Origin of the sequence: Peribacillus frigoritolerans, assembly GCF_040250305.1 — a bacterium.
In the GTDB taxonomy this organism is placed as follows: domain Bacteria; phylum Bacillota; class Bacilli; order Bacillales; family DSM-1321; genus Peribacillus.
This window is the reverse complement of the sequence record NZ_CP158190.1, coordinates 4310697-4331010: the sequence shown is the minus strand read 5'-3', so window position 1 is coordinate 4331010 and position 20314 is coordinate 4310697. Positions and strand designations below refer to the sequence as shown.

The 20314-nt window shown below is 41.1% G+C and carries 23 protein-coding genes, 1 riboswitch and 1 other annotated feature; of the genes, 17 read left to right on the top strand and 6 right to left on the bottom strand.

Annotation, left to right across the window (positions count from 1 at the left end; all coding sequences use genetic code 11):
- Window positions 1–87 precede the first annotated feature (87 nt).
- Window positions 88–324, top strand: a binding site (T-box leader).
- 60 nt (window positions 325–384) lie between these two features.
- From ABOA58_RS21200 to ABOA58_RS21190, 3 genes are all read left to right on the top strand, one after another.
- Window positions 385–1734 carry an amino acid permease gene (locus ABOA58_RS21200; RefSeq protein ID WP_350299891.1) on the top strand — a complete coding sequence of 450 codons (1350 nt, stop codon included), beginning with the start codon at window positions 385–387 and terminating at the stop codon, window positions 1732–1734.
- Between the two features lie 227 nt (window positions 1735–1961).
- Window positions 1962–2618 (top strand): phosphatase PAP2 family protein, encoded by a 657-nt coding sequence (locus tag ABOA58_RS21195; RefSeq protein WP_350299890.1) that lies wholly within the window; start codon window positions 1962–1964, stop codon window positions 2616–2618.
- 153 nt (window positions 2619–2771) lie between these two features.
- Window positions 2772–3974, top strand: a complete 1203-nt coding sequence (locus ABOA58_RS21190; RefSeq protein ID WP_350299889.1) for a hypothetical protein — start codon at window positions 2772–2774, stop codon at window positions 3972–3974.
- Between the two features lie 139 nt (window positions 3975–4113).
- Here ABOA58_RS21190 and ABOA58_RS21185 read toward each other — a convergent pair whose 3' ends face one another.
- From ABOA58_RS21185 to ABOA58_RS21175, 3 genes are all read right to left on the bottom strand, one after another.
- Complete coding sequence (locus tag ABOA58_RS21185; protein WP_350299888.1) at window positions 4114–5502, bottom strand: L-cystine transporter; 1389 nt, start codon at window positions 5500–5502, stop codon at window positions 4114–4116.
- A gap of 233 nt (window positions 5503–5735) precedes the next feature.
- Window positions 5736–6875 carry a DUF4179 domain-containing protein gene (locus ABOA58_RS21180; protein WP_350299887.1) on the bottom strand — a complete coding sequence of 380 codons (1140 nt, stop codon included), beginning with the start codon at window positions 6873–6875 and terminating at the stop codon, window positions 5736–5738.
- Window positions 6872–7438, bottom strand: a complete 567-nt coding sequence (locus tag ABOA58_RS21175; RefSeq protein WP_350299886.1) for a sigma-70 family RNA polymerase sigma factor — start codon at window positions 7436–7438, stop codon at window positions 6872–6874. Before ABOA58_RS21175 ends, ABOA58_RS21180 begins: the two co-directional genes overlap by 4 nt.
- A gap of 290 nt (window positions 7439–7728) precedes the next feature.
- Between ABOA58_RS21175 and ABOA58_RS21170 the strand changes: the two genes are divergently transcribed.
- From ABOA58_RS21170 to ABOA58_RS21130, 9 genes are all read left to right on the top strand, one after another.
- Window positions 7729–8238, top strand: a complete 510-nt coding sequence (locus ABOA58_RS21170) for a GNAT family N-acetyltransferase (RefSeq protein WP_350302928.1) — start codon at window positions 7729–7731, stop codon at window positions 8236–8238.
- A 107-nt stretch (window positions 8239–8345) separates the two neighbouring features.
- A riboswitch (cobalamin riboswitch) is annotated at window positions 8346–8532 on the top strand.
- Between the two features lie 192 nt (window positions 8533–8724).
- On the top strand, window positions 8725–9798 hold the full coding sequence (locus ABOA58_RS21165) for a FecCD family ABC transporter permease (RefSeq protein WP_413020396.1): 1074 nt from the start codon (window positions 8725–8727) through the stop codon (window positions 9796–9798).
- Window positions 9795–10562, top strand: coding sequence for a heme ABC transporter ATP-binding protein (locus tag ABOA58_RS21160; RefSeq protein ID WP_350299884.1), 768 nt, complete (start codon window positions 9795–9797; stop codon window positions 10560–10562). The genes ABOA58_RS21165 and ABOA58_RS21160 overlap by 4 nt, the downstream gene beginning before the upstream one ends.
- A 29-nt stretch (window positions 10563–10591) precedes the next feature.
- Window positions 10592–11584, top strand: a complete 993-nt coding sequence (locus ABOA58_RS21155; RefSeq protein WP_350299883.1) for an ABC transporter substrate-binding protein — start codon at window positions 10592–10594, stop codon at window positions 11582–11584.
- Window positions 11585–11760: 176 nt separating this feature from the next.
- The gene (locus ABOA58_RS21150; protein WP_350299882.1) at window positions 11761–12216 is read left to right on the top strand and encodes a VOC family protein; all 456 of its coding nucleotides are present in this window, start codon (window positions 11761–11763) and stop codon (window positions 12214–12216) included.
- A 54-nt stretch (window positions 12217–12270) separates the two neighbouring features.
- Window positions 12271–13119 carry a pentapeptide repeat-containing protein gene (locus tag ABOA58_RS21145; RefSeq protein ID WP_350299881.1) on the top strand — a complete coding sequence of 283 codons (849 nt, stop codon included), beginning with the start codon at window positions 12271–12273 and terminating at the stop codon, window positions 13117–13119.
- A 291-nt stretch (window positions 13120–13410) separates the two neighbouring features.
- A complete protein-coding gene (locus ABOA58_RS21140; protein WP_350299880.1) occupies window positions 13411–14148 on the top strand; it encodes a MerR family transcriptional regulator in 738 nt (245 codons plus the stop codon).
- 137 nt (window positions 14149–14285) lie between these two features.
- Entirely contained in the window at window positions 14286–15140 is an 855-nt protein-coding gene (locus ABOA58_RS21135; RefSeq protein WP_350299879.1) for a putative protein N(5)-glutamine methyltransferase, read from the top strand.
- A 147-nt stretch (window positions 15141–15287) separates the two neighbouring features.
- Complete coding sequence (locus tag ABOA58_RS21130) at window positions 15288–15737, top strand: UPF0715 family protein (RefSeq protein ID WP_350299878.1); 450 nt, start codon at window positions 15288–15290, stop codon at window positions 15735–15737.
- Between the two features lie 183 nt (window positions 15738–15920).
- On the opposite strand, the gene ABOA58_RS21125 is transcribed toward ABOA58_RS21130, so the two are convergent.
- Window positions 15921–16601, bottom strand: coding sequence for a copper homeostasis protein CutC (locus ABOA58_RS21125; protein WP_350299877.1), 681 nt, complete (start codon window positions 16599–16601; stop codon window positions 15921–15923).
- A 260-nt stretch (window positions 16602–16861) separates the two neighbouring features.
- Between ABOA58_RS21125 and ABOA58_RS21120 the strand changes: the two genes are divergently transcribed.
- The 5 genes from ABOA58_RS21120 to ABOA58_RS21100 all read left to right on the top strand — a co-directional run bounded on the left by ABOA58_RS21120 (window position 16862) and on the right by ABOA58_RS21100 (window position 19133).
- Window positions 16862–17128, top strand: a complete 267-nt coding sequence (locus ABOA58_RS21120) for a transporter suffix domain-containing protein (RefSeq protein ID WP_230176643.1) — start codon at window positions 16862–16864, stop codon at window positions 17126–17128.
- A 158-nt stretch (window positions 17129–17286) separates the two neighbouring features.
- Entirely contained in the window at window positions 17287–17589 is a 303-nt protein-coding gene (locus ABOA58_RS21115) for an NUDIX hydrolase (RefSeq protein WP_350299876.1), read from the top strand.
- Window positions 17583–17771 carry a hypothetical protein gene (locus ABOA58_RS21110; protein ID WP_350299875.1) on the top strand — a complete coding sequence of 63 codons (189 nt, stop codon included), beginning with the start codon at window positions 17583–17585 and terminating at the stop codon, window positions 17769–17771. The genes ABOA58_RS21115 and ABOA58_RS21110 overlap by 7 nt, the downstream gene beginning before the upstream one ends.
- A 372-nt stretch (window positions 17772–18143) precedes the next feature.
- Window positions 18144–18605, top strand: coding sequence for a DUF2690 domain-containing protein (locus tag ABOA58_RS21105; protein WP_350299874.1), 462 nt, complete (start codon window positions 18144–18146; stop codon window positions 18603–18605).
- Between the two features lie 84 nt (window positions 18606–18689).
- The gene (locus ABOA58_RS21100) at window positions 18690–19133 is read left to right on the top strand and encodes a DUF2690 domain-containing protein (protein WP_350302927.1); all 444 of its coding nucleotides are present in this window, start codon (window positions 18690–18692) and stop codon (window positions 19131–19133) included.
- Between the two features lie 60 nt (window positions 19134–19193).
- Here ABOA58_RS21100 and ABOA58_RS21095 read toward each other — a convergent pair whose 3' ends face one another.
- Complete coding sequence (locus ABOA58_RS21095; protein WP_350299873.1) at window positions 19194–19718, bottom strand: methylated-DNA--[protein]-cysteine S-methyltransferase; 525 nt, start codon at window positions 19716–19718, stop codon at window positions 19194–19196.
- Window positions 19708–20304: a bifunctional transcriptional activator/DNA repair enzyme AdaA gene (locus ABOA58_RS21090; RefSeq protein WP_350299872.1), complete on the bottom strand. Its 597-nt coding sequence runs from the start codon at window positions 20302–20304 to the stop codon at window positions 19708–19710. The genes ABOA58_RS21095 and ABOA58_RS21090 overlap by 11 nt, the downstream gene beginning before the upstream one ends.
- Window positions 20305–20314: the final 10 nt, after the last annotated feature.

Genomic DNA, 20314 nt, shown 5'->3' with positions numbered 1-20314 from the left:
AAAATATTATCCTAAGAAAGTTATTGACAAATTTACTTTGAGTCCGTATAGTATTGGATATTATTAAAAATATTCAGATATAATTTTTTAAACGCAATGAACAGGAGTAGTAAAAGCTCATTATTCGGTGAAGAGAGCTGCGGGTTGGTGCAACGCAGTCCAATGATACTTTGAACTTGCCTGGGAGTGGTGAAGCGAAAGATAGGAATGATTCCATTCTTTTGTTTTAACGATTGACCTTCGTTACAAGGTTTTTAAAGCAGGGTTCTAAAAAGAGCCAATAAGAGTGGTACCGCGGTAAGCTTAAGGCATATCGTCTCTTTCTTCATTTGATTATGAAGGAAGAGACGATATGCTTTTTTTGATTTTTTGGGAGGTAAGGATATGGAAACGGACAAACGGAATTTACAGAGGACAATGACTTCAAGGCATATTACGATGATGGCATTAGGCGGTGCCATCGGGGCAGGTTTATTTAAAGGAAGCAGTTCAGCCATTGATATGGCAGGCCCTTCCGTAATCATTGCGTACTTGATAGGAGGCATCATCCTATTATTCATCATGCAAGGTTTAGCTGAAATGGCGGTCCGCAATAGCGGTGCACGAACATTCAGGGATTTGGTCCAATCGATCTTAGGAAAGTATCCTGCCTATTTCCTGGATTGGATTTATTGGAAAATGTGGGTATTGAATATCGCGGCCGAATCAGTGGTTGCGGCGATTTTCATTCAATATTGGCTGCCCGGATATCCAATCTGGATACTGGCATTAGCTGTTTCGGTTTTAGTTACTGCGGTTAACTTGCTGTCGGTAAAGGTTTTTGCTGAAACGGAGTACTGGCTTGCTTTAATTAAAATTACGGTCATCATTGTGTTCATCATGGCTGGATTATTGTTGCTGCTCGTTACTTTTGGTGATCATACAGCGGTCGGTTTTTCTAACTTGACCGAACATGGCGGTTTCTTTCCGAATGGATCGACAGGTTTGATCACGGCGATGCTGGTGGTAATCTATTCATATGGCGGTACGGAAATCATCGGGGTCACATTAGCTGAAACGAAAAATCCTGAAAAAGTGGTTCCAAAAGCCGTTCGCAGTACATTGGTCAGGATCATTTCTTTCTATATCATTCCTTTTTTCATCATCGTTAGCTTAATTCCTTGGAACGAAGTAAACGGGGTGAAGGAAAGTCCGTTTGTAATGGTCTTTCAAATGATCGGTATTCCAGGTGCCGACCATATCATGAACGCCGTAGTTCTATTAGCGATCATTTCATCGATGAACTCCGGGTTGTATGGTTCATCCCGCGTTCTGTATACTCAAGCCGTGGATGGTCGCGTTCCGAAAATCTTTTCCCGTTTATCCAAGAAGAAAGTACCTGTTCCCGCAATATTAATGTGTACTTCCGCTTTATATGGCGGTGTATTGATTTCCTTATTTGCTGGAAGCAAGACCTTCGATTTCCTAATGGGTTCGCTGGGATATACCGTATTATTCATCTGGTTGATCATTGCTTTCGCCCATTTGAAATCACGTAAACAACAGTCCGGAAAAACAAGTGCCTATTCGGTAAAATGGTTCCCTTATACGACTTGGGCTGCGATCATCGCTTTAATAACGATCCTGATCGGAATCATTTTCACGACTTCCGTAATCGTTACGGTCATTACACTTTGCATCTACATCTTCATTTCCCTAACGTTTGTATGGAAAAAACGACATAACAAAATCTAGAGATGGCAGAGTTAGCACTTTTGCCTTCTCGCATATAAGTTTCGTATCAAGCCGTGGTATATGCCATGGCTTTCGTTATGCATTCTTGGTCGGATGAAAAGTTAGAGATATCCATTTTACTAGTTCATGGGAATCATTAACTTTAGCAATTAAAGAGTTAATCTAGTGAAAAATGTTGTATAATAATCTTTGGAAAAAAACCAATATATTGAAAGCCGGAGCGAGCTATGAAAAACAATTCCATACTATCCTTTCACCCGTTATATTATTTAATACTTTTGGTGATTACTAGTTCCATCTATTCAATCATCAATCAATCTTCAGGTCATGCTGTCGATGTTACGACTATAATAGATGGGGAGATTCCCTTTATTAAAGAATTTGCCGTTCCTTATTTACTTTGGTATCCGTATATTTATGGATTGCTGATTTACTATTGTTTTGTTGACCGAAAGCACTATTTCGTAGGGTTAGGCAGTTTGATATCGGGGAAGCTTCTCTGTTTTCTTGTATATTGCCTTTGGCAAACGACAGTTCCGCGTCCAGAAGTGGTGGGCAATGATATCTTTGCCCAGTTAATGCGATTCATCTATAGTCATGATCAACCTGTCAACTGCCTTCCCAGCATACATGTACTGACCACATTCATCATGATGATCGTCGCCCATAAGCGGAAAGAACAGCACAAATGGGAGTATGCCAGTGTCACTGCATTCGGAACACTGATCATCCTCTCCACGCTTTTTACGAAACAGCATGCTGTATTGGATGTACTCGCTGGAATACTCCTTGCATGTGGGGTATATGCAGCTGTCCAGTATACGTTCCAAGCGCTATCGGCTTTTCAGGCCAATCATTACACAGCAAGGCAAATTAAAAAGTGACCATATGAAAAAAGCCACCGTAAGAATATTCGCTCCCATGAGCTGATATGTTACAGTGGCTTTTTTTGTTTCAAATAAAAATTGGATATTTATGTTAAAACATATATGGTATTATGTTTTTAACCTAATGTAACAGTGGAGAGGAGGAAAAGAATGCCTCATCATCTTATTCGGATTGCTGAAGACTTGGTTAAAGCGAAGTTGGAAAATTATTGGCCGGGCTTTGAACTTGTTGCATATGCATTATATGATAAGAGCAAGGTTTATCTATTCAATCATCCTAAATTCAGTAACAATCCACAATGTACATATGATACTTTAAGCTGGGATGTACAGTTTACTGGTGACACAATCATTATGTATGAAGAATATCCCACTGCAATTGTTAATATGGATTACTATGAGGAATATGAAGATTTGTATTCAATACTGGTTCATGAATTATTTCACGGCTATCAGTATATAAAGGATGAAAAACGGTTTTCTGATGAAATGATGGGAATCACATACCCGTTGTCAAAAGAAAATGTGGAATTGCGAAATCAGGAAAGAATAAATCTTTATCATGCGTTGTTGGAAAATAACATAATTAAGAAGAAACAATACCTTAATGCTTTCATTGCCCTAAGGGAAAAAAGAGCAGCCAAAATTGAAGAGTACCTAACATATGAAAAATTGATTGAAACCATTGAGGGACCTGCGTGGTATGTCGAATTGAAGGCTTACTCGGAAAAAAGCCCGCTTGATTACGATTCAGTTTTAAAAAAGTATGCACAACAGCTAACAAACAAATATGAATCTACTTCCAGTATTAGAAGAAGTTGTTATAGTTCCGGTTTATTTATGTGTTTGTTACTGGGGGAGCTTTCACCAGGCTGGATGGAAAGTTTTTTTGATAGAGAAGATACATTATATGACCTATTAAAACAGCAGTCCGGTGACTATATGGAGCATTCAATAGCTGATGTGAAAATAAGTCCTGAAACAGAGGAAGTCATTAATTTTGCTATGGAAAAGAGAATGAAAGCATTTGAAGAGTTTAATAAACAAGCAGGCATTCATTTATATATTGAAGGGGAAATAACTGCTAAATCCTTTGACCCAATGAATATGATCCCATTAGAAGATAGACTGTTACATAAGAGCTTTATAATAGTAAGAATGAACAATGAAGATTTTATTATTCAGCAACCGGTTATTGCCCATGTTGATCATGGAATTCAAAACATAAATAAATTACATCTGATAATAGAGAATGAACCCTCTGAAACCAATGATTCGCTAACCATTGATGGCGTTGGAGAAATAAAGGGAAGATATAAGAAACAAGAAAATATCTGGCATGTACTTATTTAAAATGAATTTTATCTTAACTGGGTTTCAATCATCATTCCCTTATTACTTTTTGCACCAAGGATTTTGGCTGAATTGAATGTACAGCCCATGTAAAAAAGCATCGAACCTCCCATGACAGGAAGTCCGATGCTTTTTTCTTTTACATTTCAGCTTCAATTTTCAAAGATGATTCTTCGCTGAACTGTTCTTTATCAAGGTCGCCCGTTATTTTACTAGTCAGAATACCGGAAGTCATGCTTCCGCTGACATTCACAGCCGTTCTTCCCATATCGATCAATGGCTCGACGGAAATCAACAGTCCGGCCAAGGCGATTGGCAAGTTCATTGCAGATAATACGAGGATGGCAGCGAATGTTGCTCCTCCGCCTACACCTGCAACCCCGAAAGAGCTAATGGCCACGATGGCAATCAACATGGCGATAAAGGAAGGATCTAGCGGGTTGATCCCAACCGTTGGAGCGATCATGACCGCTAACATGGCCGGATAGATTCCGGCACATCCGTTTTGACCGATCGACAAGCCGAAGGATCCGGCAAAGTTGGCAATTCCTTCGGACACGCCTAGTTGTTTCTGTGTTTGGATGTTCAATGGCAGAGCTCCTGCACTTGTTCTTGAAGTGAAGGCAAACGATAATACCGGGAAAGCTTTTCTCAAATATACGATTGGATTCAATCCTGCAAGCATCAGCAATAGCAAATGGATGAGGAACATGACAATCAGGGCGACATAAGAGGCACCTACGAATTTCCCCAATTTCAGGATGGCATCCAAATCACTCGTAGCTACAGTCTTCGTCATGATCGCCAAGATCCCATAAGGTGTTAAACGCAGGATCAATGTTACTACGCGCATGATAATGCTGTGCAATGTATCTACTATTTTAGCAAAAAATTCAGCATGTTCAGGCTGTTTCCTTTTGACCCCTAAATAGGCAATCCCAAGAAATGCAGCAAAAATTACAACGGAAATGGTTGATGTCGGACGTGCACCCGTTAAATCAAGGAACGGATTGGACGGAATCAACTCAAGGATTTGCTGCGGCATCGTTTTATCCTGAATCGTACCGTATGTTTCCGATATTTGATCCCCACGGCTTAACTCCGCTTCCCCTTGCTCAATTTGTACGGCTTCCAAATTGAATACAGTTGCCGAGGTGATCCCGACACCTGCTGCAATCGCAGTCGTTCCAAGCAGGATTCCGATGATCAGGACACTGATCTTTCCAATATTGCTAGTCAGTTTCAATCTTGTGAATGCGGATAAGATTGAAATGAAGACAAGCGGCATTACGATCATTTGCAGGAACTTGACATAGCCGGAACCTACAATGTTAAACCAATCGACCGATTTAACGATCGCTTCTGACTGAGGTTCATAGAAATACTGCAAAAGAAGTCCGAATACAATCCCTAAACCAAGTCCAGTAAAGACCCTTTTTGTAAAGGAAATATGCTTCTTATTCATGTAAAATAAAACGCCTAAAAGAACGAGCATTATGGCAAGATTTAAAAACACATAACCAATCATATATATTCCTCCTAATTCCGATTAACCAAATGAGAATAATGAATATCTGAAGACTATGATACATCATCCGTTGATTTTTTACCAGAAGAAAATAATTTATTTTTGACTTTTCAAGTAATTCATGTATGTATCCATATTCATGGACTGAATAAGAAGTCACAAAAAAGAGATATACATGAACCTTTCTCCACTCTGGGATCTAGGGTTCAGTATACCTCTTGTAGGTAAAATTGTTATTTCTTCAAATCAATCACGATATCATCCAATACCAACTCTTTTGGAGCACTACTTGGTTTGGTTGGGAAGGATGACACCTTTTCTTCACCATCTTCCGTTATGGTTGCTTCTCCGTGGTTCTCTGAAGTGAAATTACGTAATGTTACATGTGGTGTCGCAATCAGTTTCGTAGCGTTTGGATCGATTTTTTGAAATGTTTTGCTGAAGTTCAAATTATAAGAATCGATACCGCTTCCTCCGTTACCTTGACCAGCATACACATTTCCTAAGTCATCTCTAATGGACAACTCCACATAGGCTTCATCCCATTTGTTTTTGACTGAGTCGGACACTTCTTGATGATAATCAACCACAAAGGACATTGGCGAGATCGATAGTTTTTCGACGGATACTTTTACACCGTGTTGATTCACACTTTTATTGATGACCTTCTCGTTGCTTTCAGTTGCCTTTAGAGAGAAGGCAAAGTCCCAATTTCCTTTTATCTCTTTATCCGTGTCGGTAATACTAATGCTGTTTATATCCCAGTCTATATTTACCTTATCTACTTTAAGATCTTCTAAGTTACTAACCGTTAATAAGCCTACATATTTTTTATCAGCTACTTTTGAAATTCCATCCGATCCTCCTTGGGCTTTCATTTCTTTTATATTCGGGCTGGGAATAAAGAATGATCCGTCACCCAAATCTTCTTCGCTTTCTATAGTATAAGTGATGGTTACCGTTTTTCCGTCATAAATGGCGTCATTTATCGTGAAAGTAAGGCCATTGCTTTCTTCAGTAAGGCCAATTTCGTTAGAGTAGGCCTTATAATCACTATAAAGACCCTTTCCATTATTCTTGATATCATCGGAGAGACCTGAGTTTTCATTACTAAAATAGCTGAAAATATCTCCTATCAAAGGAATGCTTTTAGCAGAAGCGGTAAACGAGAGTCCAATCGTTGCGGTGGATAACCCGAATATAATAGAAGCAGCCAGAACATTCTTTTGCCAGCGTTTCATTTTTTTCTTCTTGCTTATTGATTTTTTTAGGGTTCTTTTGACTTTAGCTTTTTCTAGTTCGCTGACTTCTATTTCCTTAAATTCAGTTTCGTCTATGTCTATATCATTTAATAATTCATAAATATCCTTCATACGACACTGCCTCCTAACTTAAGATTCGTAGCTTTTTGACTTAGCTTCTTTTTTCCCCTATAAATTCGATTATCTATTGATGCTTTGGTCAACCCGAGTTTTATCGAGATATCCTCATTTTTTAAACCAAGAAAGTACTTCATGATAAAAATATCCCGATCTACAGGTTCTAAAAGGTCAATTAACTGAAGCAGTTCTTTTCTGTCTTCCAGTATAATCAGTTCGTCTTCTGCAGATTTTTCTGGATCTACTTCTGTGTAACCTGATGTAAGCTCCATTTTCTTCATGGCTTTTCGGTAATAATCAATCGCTTTAAACTTAGCGATCGCACAAATCCATTTTCTGAAATCAGTTGTATCCCCATGGAACTTTATTGAATTGTTCCAGATTGAAAGAAAAATATCATTGATGCATTCTTCCATGACACCGTCGTTCCTAAGAGGAGAGAGAACCTTATATGTTACCCCCTTGATTAGTGGCAAATAGGTATCCACTATAAATTCCAATGCGTCTTCTTCTTGGCGTTGCAACCGCTCGATAAAATTTTTATTCGTAGACTTCATGACATGATTCCCCTTGTTTTTTGTAAAAGCTTTTACACTTTATACAACGTATATAAAAATATTTATTCTCAACTTTTTTGGGGTTTTTATAGAAATTAGTAGATACGATGGTTCCATTAAAATTTGGAATGATATGGTATAGAGGGTATCAAATTTTGTCAGTATGCGACAGTGTTATCCATATAAACGGTTTTCAATATATATTTATCAGGGAGGATAAGCCCTTGGTTTTCTTGAATGATATATCAGGCCGCATATGCTTAGCGTTTTTTTGAAAGGATGAAAGAATGATGGATATATACATTGAAAGGCTTAATGAACGGGATGCACAAGCGTTATTTGCATTTGAATGCAATAATAGAAGGTTTTTCGAGCAAACAGTTCCAAGCCGGGGAGATGATTATTATAGCTCTGGAACGTTTGGAATCAGGCATAAGGAATTATTAAAAGAGCAAGAAGATGCTATCTCCTCTTTTTATTTGATTAAGGATGGTTCAGGCATAATCGTCGGCAGGATTAATCTTGTGGATATCGACCCTATTAAGGGGACGGCTCATGTCGGTTATAGAATCGGTGAAGCGTTTACGCAAAAAGGGATTGCGAACGAAGCTTTAAAGCTTTTGGTCAATCTGGCGCCGGAATTAAATGTGACTCAAATACATGCCAAAACGACAAGCGACAATATCGCTTCCCAAAAGGTTTTAGTGAAAAACGGTTTTGAACGGATTTCGATTAATGAGGAAATTAGTGCGGATACTGGTCAAAAGCTAACTTTCTACCATTATAGAAAGAATCTATAAATCCATATTCCTCTATTAATAGACCGCATTCCCATTTTTTTAATTGTGAAAAGATGGGGAGTATACTATACTAACGTTGTATTTAATGTTTGGAAAATTTTGCGAAGTTCATATATTTGCCGCTGGGTGCCTTTGTGTGAACAAAGGGTAACAGGGAATCGGGTGCAAATCCCGAGTGGTCGCGCCACTGTAACCAAGGAGTTTTCTTTCAGGATGTCACTTGACTCAGTCAGGGAAGACGAAAGGAAATGTTGATTTGGAAGCCAGGAGACCTACCCAGTGAGCATCACCAATTTTTCCTTCGCTGAGAGGAGAGGTGTTCGAGAGTAAGAAAAGGCGGACTTAGGTCCTTCCGTATTTTTTGGCCTATACTCGTAACTCCATTCTTTGTTAAAAGGATTGGGGTTTTTTTGTGTGTTTTTTTGAAGGAGGATATCATCATTGGAAGAGTCATTGGTTAGAAGCTCATTGAAAGAGAATGAGGATATGCTTGACCATTTTGAGAGAAATGCCAAGCGCAGGTTTCGTTTCCTGATATTTTTCTTGCTGTGCATTCTTTTATTATCGATTACATTCGCTGTTACCCTTGGGCCAGTTAAGATGTCAGCAATAACGGTTTGGAAGATCGCCTTAGGGCATCTTCCTTTTATCGGTGATTCTCTGGAGGTGAATTGGAGTATCGCACAAGAGCGGATCATTTGGGATATCCGTCTGCCCCGTGTATTGCTCGGTGCGGTGGTAGGTGCGGGATTATCCGTAGTGGGTGTCGTCATCCAGGCCTTGGTGCGCAATTCACTTGCAGATCCGTATATCCTGGGCATTTCATCTGGTTCTTCTGTTGCGGCAACCCTTGTCATTCTTTTTGGGGCGCTGCCTATATTCGGACAATATGCGTTATCATTCGGTGCATTCCTGGGGGCCATGGCTGCGATGCTTTCCGTTTATTTATTGGCTCAAGTGGGAGGGAGAATTCAAACGACAAGGCTGTTATTGGCGGGTGTAGCCATATCGATGATCATGTCTGCCGTCACTAATTTCATTGTCACTCTTGCACCAAAAGATTCCGGCATCCGTGAAGCGATGTTTTGGATGATGGGCAGCTTAGCGGGTGCAAAATGGGAATACATACCGATTCCAGCGGTTGTGGTGCTTGTGGTTTCATTGTTCCTTATCGTACAATCCCGCTCCCTTAATATCTTATTGATGGGCGAAGAAGTCGCCGCGACGCTCGGAGTCAATATGGAAGCCTTCCGTAAAGTTCTGATCATCATTACGTCCCTTGTTACGGGGACAGTTGTGGCTGTAAGCGGTTCGATTGGGTTCATCGGTCTGGTAGTACCACATTTAGCCCGGCTATTGGCCGGGACAGACCATAAACGTGTTCTTTCATGCAGCATATTGATTGGCATGATCCTCGTCATTTGGTCAGATGTATGTGCCCGGCTGGTCCTGGCACCTCAAGAACTTCCGATTGGCGTTGTCACCGCACTTTGCGGAGGGCCATTCTTCATTTGGCTTTTGCGGCGAAGTTCATATTCATTTGGAGGTGGGGGCAAGTGAGATTAGCTATTGAAGAAGTATCCTATTCAATTCTGGACACTCCTATCATTGAGGAAATAACCCTTCATATAAAAACTGGGCAGTTCGTTGGGCTGATCGGCCCGAATGGGAGCGGGAAATCCACACTATTAAAAAATGCTTCCCGGATTTTGGAGCCGCATACGGGATCTGTTCACCTCGACGGCCGTGACCTTTACCGGCTTTCACAGAAACAAACAGCCCGGGAAATGGCGGTTGTCAGTCAGGAAACATCCCTGACCTTTGACTTTAGTGTACAAGAGATGGTTTGGATGGGAAGGCATCCTCATAAGCGGTTATTTCAGGGAGATACGGAGAAAGATAGACGAATCGTCAATCATGCATTAGCTCGCGTCGAAATGAGTGGATTTGAAGACAGGAGTTTCATGAGTTTGTCGGGTGGTGAGAAACAACGTGTCCTCATAGCACGCGCCCTAGCCCAGGAAGCGAACATCATCATCCTGGATGAACCAACGAATCATTTAGACATCCGGCATCAGCTCCAATTGCTGGACCTTGTTAAAAAGCTGGACGTTACCGTCTTGACGGCCCTGCATGATATAAATTTGGCAGCCATGTATTGTGATCATATATATGTCATCCAAAATGGCAAAGTGATCACATCCGGAACACCAGAAGCTGTATTGACGACAAAAATGATAAGGAAGGTGTTCGGGGTGGAAACGGAAATCGGCATACACCCCATCACGCAAAAGACGCATATCACCTTTTTAGCACATATATAAAAAAAACAATAGATATGAGGGGAAAATATATGACTGGTTACCGAAAGATTTTGTTAAGCATCAGTTTTTTTTTGGCAATGATGATATTGGGCGCTTGCAATAACTCCGAGGAAGCTTCAAAGGACGGAGGTAAACAGAGTGAAAAAAGTGGAAAAGAAACGGTGGTCATCAAGAATCTGGATCATGAATTCACCTATGCAGAGGCCCCAAAACGTGCGGTTTCGCTAAATCAGCATGCGACGGAAATCATGCTTGCATTGGGGTTGCAGGATTCAATGGCAGGTACGGCTTATTTGGATGACGAAATTTTGCCAAAGTATAAAGATGCCTATGAAACGGTGCCTGTGCTTTCCAAGGAATACCCTTCAAAAGAAGTTTTCTTTGAAGCAGAGCCGGATTTTGCATATGCTGGCTGGAAAAGCGCCTTTACGGAACAAACATTAGGAACCGTCCAAGAGCTGAAAGAAGCCGGAATCAATACATATATCCAAGAGTCTTCCAATACGTCAACACCGACTATGGAAGATGTGTATAAAGATATTGAGAATATTGGCCGCATCTTTCATGTAGAAAAAAAAGCAGCGGAAGTCATCGGAGAGATGCAACAGGATATAAAAGAAACTACAGCAAAAATCGAAAGTGCAGGCAAGCCCAAAAATGTTTTCGTATATGACAGCGGTGAAGAAGTCCCGAGAACGGCAGCGAAAAATAATTACATGACAGGGATCATTTCCATGGCTGGCGGCCAGAACATTTTTGGCGATACGGAAGGGGGATGGCCTGAGGTCAGTTGGGAAGAAGTCGTCGATCGGAATCCGGATGTCATTGCCATCATTGATTACGGAGATATCCCCATAAAGCAAAAAGAAGCATTCTTATTAAATAAAAGTGAACTGGCGGATGTACCGGCCATTCGAAATAAAGCGATCATTGTGCTTCCTCTTTCAGCGGGCGCGGAAGGGATTCGTGCACCACTAGCCTTACGGACAGTAGCCGAAGGACTCTATCCCGAGAAGTTTTGAACCCGACCAGGCGGATGCTGAACAAATGACCCGAATAATCGACACGAATGAAACGTGTCCTTGTTCGGGTTTTACTATATCCAATTAGAAGGATAATAGGATCGGTTTCTTGAATTATTTGTATGGCAGATCATAGTTCGTAAGAATGAAGATTTCAGGTGAAAGGAGAATGTAATATGATAGAAGGTTTATATGAAGCCCATTTACCAGTCAAGAACCTGGCCATCTCAATGGATTTTTATAAGAAAATAGGCTTAAAACTAGCTTGGAGGGATGAAGATACTGCCTTCTTTTGGATAGAGGAAAACAAAAGCTGGGTCGGCTTATGGGAAGGGAAAGAATATCAAACTCCATACCACCCTTCACTAAGGCATATCGCCTTTCGGGTAACTTATGATAATATGAAAAATTCATTAAATTGGCTAAAATCCCTAAAAATTGAAGTCGTCCCTTTTGGAAAAAGGACAACGATTGAACCTTTTGTGCGTCCGAACCAAGGAAACGCTTCCGTCTATTTCAATGATCCCGATGGCAATAGTCTGGAACTTATGTGTTCGATAAAAGTCCCTGATGCATATAAGCATATGACCGAAAAACTATCACTTGAAGAATGGGAAGAACTAAACTCTTAAATGATAACAAAAAAATCTACCAGTATGAAGGTTTTATAGAAGGAAGTGTAAGTATTGTTTAATCAATTAACGAATAACGATAGTATCCTTAATCAATTACGTGCAGACTGTGAGAATTGTTTTGGTTTGTGCTGTGTAGCTTTGCCTTATGCAAAATCTGCTGATTTTGCATTTGATAAAGATGGAGGTACACCATGTTCAAACCTGCAATCCGATTATCGTTGCGGCATCCATGAAAAACTCAGAGCAAAAGGGTATAAAGGCTGCACGGTATATGAATGTTTCGGTGCCGGTCAAAAGGTATCTCAACTCACCTATAATGGAAACGATTGGAGGAACAACCCAGAGTCAGCAAAGGAAATGTTCGAAGTTTTTCCTATTATGCAACAACTTCATGAAATGCTTTGCTACTTAAATGAAGCACTGAATTTAGAAGATGCGCAACCTCTTTACCGAGAATTGCAGGCGGCTTTTGAAGACACGGAATATCTCACTAAGCAAATTCCAAAGTCTATCATGGACCTGAATGTACCAGCTCATAGAGAGATCGTTAATGATTTACTTCTGCGCACAAGTGAACTGGTTCGTGCAAAGGTTTCATTCAAGAAAAATAAAAAAAAGCAGAACAAAATAGGTAGGGGTAGTGACCTGATTGGTGCAAAGTTGAGAGGTGCTGATCTTAGGGGAGCGAACTTAAGAGGGGCTTTGCTTATTGCATCTGACCTCAGAGAAGCCGACATGAGAGTGACGGACCTTATCGGTGCAGACTTTAGGGACGCTGATTTAAGCGGTGCCGATCTCACCGGAAGCTTCTTTATCACACAAGCACAGATTAACTCGGCTAAAGGCGACACGAAGACAAAATTACCGTTCTCATTAAGTATTCCCGATCATTGGAGGTAGAAGGATAGCCAAGATTGAAGCTAGCTTTCATGAAAGAGCAAACGAATAAGATAATTGTTTAATTCACGAGTAAAGCGTCAAACTCACGAGTAAAAGTGCGAAACTTCATGAGAAAAAGCGTAAAAATTGCTTTAATCCGAAGCTTTTACAAAAAGTGAACTCTACTAATATGCGATTCTTCATTAGGAAGGATCGTCTTTTAAAATTGGGCGGAAAATTTTCATTTTTCCATTTGACTCTGACGTTGCGTAATACCTTAATGTAAATGATATCGAAAGGAGGTAAGAAGCAGTGGCAATGAAAGTGAAGGAGCTAGCCGATTTGGTTGGCATTAGTGTGCGGACACTGCATTATTATGATGAAATCGGGTTATTATCGCCGGAGGAAATAACCGATGCAGGTTATCGCCTTTATTCGAATGATAATCTTGAGATGTTGCAGCAAATCCTGTTTTTCAGGGAACTTGGCATGCCATTAAAGGAAATAAAACAAATGATAAAAAGCTCTTCGTTTGATAAACAAGATGCGTTAATGCAACATCAAAAAATGTTGCTGGAGAAACGCAGTCAGCTCGATAAATTAATTAAGACGGTCGAAAAATCGATTAAGCATATGAAAGGGGAAATTCAGATGACGAATAAAGAAAAATTTGAAGGATTTGACTTTAGTCAGAATCCATATGAAGAGGAAGCTCGCAAGCTTTGGGGGGATAAAGCTGTCGATGAGTCGAAGGCTAAAGTGGAGGGCATGTCCAAAGATGCACAGAAAGTTGTATCGGAGATCTATTTAAAACTTGCGTCAATCCGAAATGGTTCGCCCAAGTCGGAGGAGGCACAGGAGGCCATTAAAGAATGGTATGATTGTTTGAACAATAACTTCGGCACATACTCGCTGGATGCTTTCAAAGGATTAGGTCAAATGTACGTGGACGATCAACGCTTCACCAAAAATATCGACCAATATGGTGAAGGATTGGCAAAATTCATGTGTGATGCGATGAGTCACTTTGCTGATGCTAACAAAAATTGAATCTCAAGATTAGTTGGAAGGTTGCTCCGGCAACCTTCTTATTTTGGAGCAAAAGGGACGGTCAGTTTAAGAAGCTGTATACTATAGTTATAGTAATATTTATAATATTCCAATTTATATAGAATAGGGGGAAACTTATGGAATTTAGGAATGCCTTCTTTAACCTCGGGAAAATCAATGATGTTGATGGAACTAAAGTGGCTGTTTTTAATGGAGATGCCATTTATACAAGCATCGTCACTAAACTTCGGGCCGCAGGTTGTGTTTTCGCCGAGGAAGAGGCCCGGTTGCTCATCATCGCGGCAGGGACAACGGCCGAACTGGCAGAGATGGTGGATAGACGGATAGCGGGTTTGCCACTTGAACACGTCATCGGCTGGGCGGAATTCTGCGGTATCCGGATAGAGGTTGATCTCGGAGTCTTCGTACCGCGCAGACGGACCGAGTTTTTAGTCCGCCAAGCGGCAGCACTCGCTATGCCAGGAGCAGTCGTGGTGGACTTGTGCTGCGGCACGGGCGCGGTTGGCTCCGCTATGGGCGATGTTCTCGAAGATATCGAGTTGTACGCCGTCGACATTGACCCAGCCGCGGTGCGGTGCGCGCGTCGTAACGTCACTTCAGTCAATGGTCAGGTATACGAAGGGGACCTCTATGAACCGCTTCCAGCCAATTTACAGGGACGTGTTGACGTACTGGTCGCAAACGCACCATACGTCCCTACTGAGGGACTCGGTCTTTTACCCCATGAAGCGCGCATGCATGAGGCGAGGGTGGCATTAGATGGCGGGGCGGACGGGCTTGATGTCCAGCGAAGGGTGGCGGCTTCGGCAACACTTTGGCTGGCACCGGGCTCCCATTTATTAGTCGAGACCAGTGAGCGGCAAGCGATGCAGACCGTAGAAATCTTTGCTAGATACGGGGTGATGCCACGGGTGGTAAAGTGTGAAGAACTGGACGCCACTGTCGTAATTGGAACCTGGCCCGCACTCTAAAGAAATGTTTCGGAGACGCTTTTTCTTATAACGATTGGAACAAAGAAGTTATGTCCAGGGAAAAAACCGTGACCTTCAAAAATTAAATTTTTTTTCAACAAAATGGGGAATAAAAAAAATTCAAGTCATCTCGAGGGATGGGTTAAAATGGAACTTTGGAAAATCAGTCAAAAGGTTTCGGAGCTAAGCGATGTGATTCCTTATTATTTTTTTAGTCTAGTTTCTTCCTGTCTGTCGCTTTCCACGGTGTTGGTTGTATTCAGCCTGGGTACCTGGGGGGTGATTGGCATTATCGTGATTTCTTTTTATGTCGTTATCCCTTATTTATTATTTGCTGTTCCGGTACAGGTCCTTTTCAATAAACATCCTAAAAAATTCAGTTTAAACTATTTTTGCCTTTATATTTTTTTCTCTTTGCCGGCCGTATTCATTTATAGTTCGGTGCTTAATTTTGACTTCAGCTTGGATATTTTAACTACAAAGAATTACTATGCAATCAGCCATTTAGCGGCACTGTTTTTTTGGTTTTGGGACTCGGTTTTTTTACAAAGAGCTCTGCATCATAAAAAGGGACCTTCAGACTGTAGACAAATTTGAACGTTGATATCTTCTACAGGCACTCGCTTTCGCGGGCGGTCCGCCCGCTGCGGGGTCTCCCCTGGACGCGCTTTTCCCGCAGGAGTCTCGTACCTTCCGTTTCATCAACTTTGCTTAAAAATTTAGATAGAACCCCTTTTGTCTACAAACAGAAGGGACCAGTTAAATGGTCCCTTCCCGGCATTATTTCTTTAGCAAGTTTACGATTTCTTTAGCTTTTTCTAATGTAACTCCTTCAATGATACTGTTATTTTTTCGAACAGCCGTACCGAAATGATAGTGACCGGTATGCAGTTCGGAATGGATAGAAAGGATATTATCCTTATTCAACCCGCTTCCAACCAGTATTGCTATGTCGGCGCAGACTCTTTTCATTTGTTGAATCGTTTTCATGCGGCTGGGGAAATCCCCATGCCCACCTGAGGTCAATATCGTTGTGATTTCTGGATATTGTGCTAGCATTTCAGTTGAAATGACTGGGTCGTTTGTTTCATCGATGGCTCGGTGGAATGTAATCTCCAAACCTTCACATACTGTCAATAGTTCTTCGAGGTATGGTCGATTGATTTCATTTTTTTCATTTAATGCACCTAATACGACCCCGTTCGCTCCCAGTGATCGAATGATTTGGATATCTTTTTTCATGATTTCCAAATCATTTTGCGTATAACAAAACGACTGGCTATGAGGCCTTACCATCACGTTGACTGGTATCTTTACTGAATTGACGACAGCTTCTATCAGGGCGTGGCTGGGAGTTAATCCCCCCTCGGCTAAAGAACTGACAAGCTCGATTCGGTCTGCGCCCGATTCTTCGATTATAATGGCATCTTCTATCGTTGTGGCAATGAATTCAATGTACATTGGATTTTCCTTTCCTGCATGCAAGTGTTATAAGATTATTAAATCCATTAAGAATCGTAAAGTCAATTCATTAATAGAACATTAACCTCTAATCAAATACTTGCTCTAGTTTTCCTCAAATGGAATATCTTTATTTCACTATTTATGAAACGAAATGAACATTCATACGTATAAAAAAAGAATATATTCAATGGTATATTTGAAAGTGGAATGTTCGGCAGGGTAATTAAATGAAAATCATCATGACGGAGGTTATTTAATTGGATAAAGAAAGTAAGGAAATAAAGAAATCGAGGTTTTACAAAGTAGGGATGGGATTCCTGATCATTTCCCTTCTCACTTGGATCATTCCAGTCGTAGCTCCTTTTACGCCATTTTCGACTGCGGTTAAAGCGGGGGTCATAACAGGTGCGATCGTCTTTGCGGAAGTGATGTTTTGGGCAGGCGCACTTTTGGTCGGGAAAGAAGTGGCTGCTAAATATAAAGGTTATTTAAACCCGAAAAATTGGAGAAAAGAAAAAGGATGAAGCTGTTTTTTATAAAAAAGGGCTAGGAGTGAAGCTCCATTGGAAACTGAATTGTTGAAAGTTTTCGATTCCGATCGCATTCAAACCGGCATGGCTTCGCGTGAGGAAGTACATAGATTGGGACATTGGCCTGCTGGTTCGCAAGTTCGGAAGCGGGTGTGGATTTCCTATATCTTCAGCATCGTTGTGCGATAAAAAAAGATTATCCGAATCTATTGGATATTACGGCTGCCGGCCATTTACTGGCTCATGAAACGGTATATGACGGAGTCAGGGAGATTAAAGAAGAAATAGACATTGACGCTGCATTTGACGAGTTGGTTCCATTAGTGATCATTCAATACTATCAAACGAAAGAGGATTTCATCGACAAAGAACTGCCAAACGTCTTTCTATATGAAACTGCACATAGCTTCGATGATTTCACCCTGCAGCCAGAAGAGGTTTCAAGGTTGTGCTGAATGACTTCGAAGAGCTTTGGACCGAAGCGAAGGACAAAGTGAATATTAAGGAATTTGAAATGAATCACGAAGGCCTTAGGATGAAGATCGATCGATTTGTTGGACGGGATGAGTTCGTTCCGCATGATCTTTCCTATTATGAAAGCACCATTAGATTGATCAGAGAAAACCTCGCTAAATGAAAATAAAGCCCCGACAAAACGATTCGAGTTTTGTTGGGGCTTTTCTTTTTTCTTGAAAAAAACATTAAGTACATCGACCTGTATCCTTACCGATCAACGGCAGCCTATTGGCTCGTTTTGTCTCAGCTCGATACGCATATGTCCTTAGTTGTTACCTTATTTGTCCTGAATTGCTCATAGGGATAATGACTTTGGCTCTGCGCTGATTCAGTTGATAAAGCGTGACATACCAGACTGTAATAGTGATGGCAGGCTGCAAGTTAAAGGCGGGGCTGTAGTTTTTCATGAACTAGGGATTTTATCACTTGTAAGAATATTACAAAATTGTAAGATGAACAGTGTATAAATTTTGTTAAGGGGATGAGTGAAATAATGAAAAAAATGGTTTTATGCATTTCATTTTTTGTAGCTTCTTTAGTCCTTTTTGGCTCCCTTGATTCTTTTGCAAGCAAAGCTTCAGCAGAAACACACACCTATGATGGAAAAAGTCCTTACTATAATAGTTGTGCGAATAGCGCTGTCACGAAGAAGTCCGTGAAAATTTATGCCAATGGCGGTTCTGCCAATTTGGAGTTGAAATTCAGCACTGTTTGTAAAACCGCCTGGGCGAAGATCACTCTAAGCAGGCCGGCTCAAACAGATGGGGAGGCAACGGCATTGGTTGTCCGCAATACTGATAATAAACAATTTAGCTGTGCATCTCCTGGAGGAAATGGTGAAATAAATAAAGGCCAAACATCATGCTATACACCAATGGTATATGATTTAGATCCGCGAAAAGCAAAAGCGGTCGCTTTTTGGCCATATACAGCAGGTGAAACCGATTGGTATTAATAAAAAAGGAAAAACCTTCATCTATATTTTTGCAAAGAAAGGATGAATGAATTGAATAAAAAGCTTAAAATGATAGGTTTATCCATGGTGATGACACTGTCGATGTTTCTTGTCGACTTTGCTTTTGGAAAAAATCAAGCACTGGCCGAAACACACACCTATGATGGAAAAAGTCCATACTATAATAGTTGTGCAAGTTCGGCGGTAACGAAGGATAAAAAATGGATCGATTCCAATTCGTATGTAGAATTGAAATTCAGCACTGTCTGTAAAACAGCCTGGGCAAAAGTGACCGTAACACGCCCCGCGGTATACAACCATGAAGCGGATGCCAGGATCGTCCGAAGTACTGATGGTAAGGCCTATACATGCGCCAGTTCCGGGGGCAATGGTGTTGTGAATATCGGGCAGACCGCGTGCTATACACCAATGGTATATGATTATGACCCGCGCAAAGCACAGGCCCAAGGGATACATGCGATCCCTAATAGTGATGCATATAATAAAGCGGTGACCATTTGGTACTGAAAAACAAAGGCAAAAAAAGCATCCTTATAGTGGGTGCTTTTTTTTGCGGTCAGATTGTACTCACGGTTTCATTTCCGCTTCCAATTGAAGTAGATATCGTTTCATCTCCGTACCTCCCCGGTAACCGGTAATGGCCCCGTTTTTTCCGATGACCCGGTGACATGGCACCGTGATCAGAATAGGATTGGCACCAATGGCCGTACCAACCGCCCGAACAGCTGCAGGTCTTTGGATGATTTGGGCAATATCGGAATAGGAACAGGTTTTTCCGTAGGGTACTTGATTCAGCGCCGCCCAAATTTCTTGTTGAAAGGGCGTGCCTTTTACATCTGCGGGAAGAGAGAAAGTCTGCCTGGTTCCTTCGAAATATTCTTGTAGTTCTTTTAGATAGGGATTTAATGCTTTTTCATTTTCAACAAGGCTCGCCATTGGAAAGCGTTTTTGTATCCAGGACTTCAGTTCTTCATACGTTTGACCGGGAGAGCCTACATAGCAAAGCCCTTTTTCCGTCTTGGCCACATATAATTGCCACTTATCATAATGCAATATGGCCCAGTCAATGGTTTGTTCTTTATCATTCTTCATTTTCTTCACGCTCCAAAGCTTGAGTTTTGAGATATGCATTCCGATATCCTGAAGGGGTATTCCCCATTTTCCTTTTGAATAACGTCATGAAGTAGGGTGTACTAGAGAACCCGACAGCGAAGCCTATTTCAGTTATCGGCAGTTCGGAGTTTTCCAGCAGCCTCGTCGCTTTGTCAAGGCGAAGCCGTTGAATATATTCAGTGGGCGATATCCCCTTCACACGCTTGAATGATCGTTGCAAGTGATATGGGCTGCCGTGGGAAATATCCGCCAATTTGTTCAAAGTGAGGGGTTCGCTGTAATGGGTGTCGATCCATTCGGCTATTTGTTCAACCCATTCTTCCGTCGGTAAATTCAGTCCTTCCGGTTTACATCGTTTACAAGGCCGGAAATCTTCATCCAAAGCCACCATGGCATTTTTGAAAATCTTCACGTTTTCCTTATTCGGCACCCTGGATTTACAGGAGGGCCTGCAAAAGATGCCCGTCGTAATTACTCCGTATAAAAAATGATCATCATATGCTGCATCACAATCTATAATAGCTTTCCAATATTCATTCGGGAAATCTGCTTTTTTCGGATTCACTGCATTCACC

Bases quoted from the DNA above. Each gene is read 5' to 3' on its own strand.
- ABOA58_RS21100 (WP_350302927.1), top strand. From the start codon at position 18,690: ATGGTGATGACACTGTCGATGTTTCTTGTCGACTTTGCTTTTGGAAAA.
- ABOA58_RS21155 (WP_350299883.1), top strand. From the start codon at position 10,592: ATGACTGGTTACCGAAAGATTTTGTTAAGCATCAGTTTTTTTTTGGCA.
- ABOA58_RS21175 (WP_350299886.1), bottom strand. From the start codon at position 7,438: ATGAAGTCTACGAATAAAAATTTTATCGAGCGGTTGCAACGCCAAGAA.
- ABOA58_RS21130 (WP_350299878.1), top strand. From the start codon at position 15,288: ATGGAACTTTGGAAAATCAGTCAAAAGGTTTCGGAGCTAAGCGATGTG.
- ABOA58_RS21190 (WP_350299889.1), top strand. From the start codon at position 2,772: ATGCCTCATCATCTTATTCGGATTGCTGAAGACTTGGTTAAAGCGAAG.
- ABOA58_RS21105 (WP_350299874.1), top strand. From the start codon at position 18,144: ATGAAAAAAATGGTTTTATGCATTTCATTTTTTGTAGCTTCTTTAGTC.
- ABOA58_RS21165 (WP_413020396.1), top strand. From the start codon at position 8,725: ATGCTTGACCATTTTGAGAGAAATGCCAAGCGCAGGTTTCGTTTCCTG.
- ABOA58_RS21185 (WP_350299888.1), bottom strand. From the start codon at position 5,502: ATGATTGGTTATGTGTTTTTAAATCTTGCCATAATGCTCGTTCTTTTA.
- ABOA58_RS21095 (WP_350299873.1), bottom strand. From the start codon at position 19,718: ATGAAGAATGATAAAGAACAAACCATTGACTGGGCCATATTGCATTAT.
- ABOA58_RS21180 (WP_350299887.1), bottom strand. From the start codon at position 6,875: ATGAAGGATATTTATGAATTATTAAATGATATAGACATAGACGAAACT.
- ABOA58_RS21125 (WP_350299877.1), bottom strand. From the start codon at position 16,601: ATGTACATTGAATTCATTGCCACAACGATAGAAGATGCCATTATAATC.
- ABOA58_RS21150 (WP_350299882.1), top strand. From the start codon at position 11,761: ATGATAGAAGGTTTATATGAAGCCCATTTACCAGTCAAGAACCTGGCC.
- ABOA58_RS21200 (WP_350299891.1), top strand. From the start codon at position 385: ATGGAAACGGACAAACGGAATTTACAGAGGACAATGACTTCAAGGCAT.
- ABOA58_RS21135 (WP_350299879.1), top strand. From the start codon at position 14,286: ATGGAATTTAGGAATGCCTTCTTTAACCTCGGGAAAATCAATGATGTT.
- ABOA58_RS21195 (WP_350299890.1), top strand. From the start codon at position 1,962: ATGAAAAACAATTCCATACTATCCTTTCACCCGTTATATTATTTAATA.
- ABOA58_RS21170 (WP_350302928.1), top strand. From the start codon at position 7,729: ATGGATATATACATTGAAAGGCTTAATGAACGGGATGCACAAGCGTTA.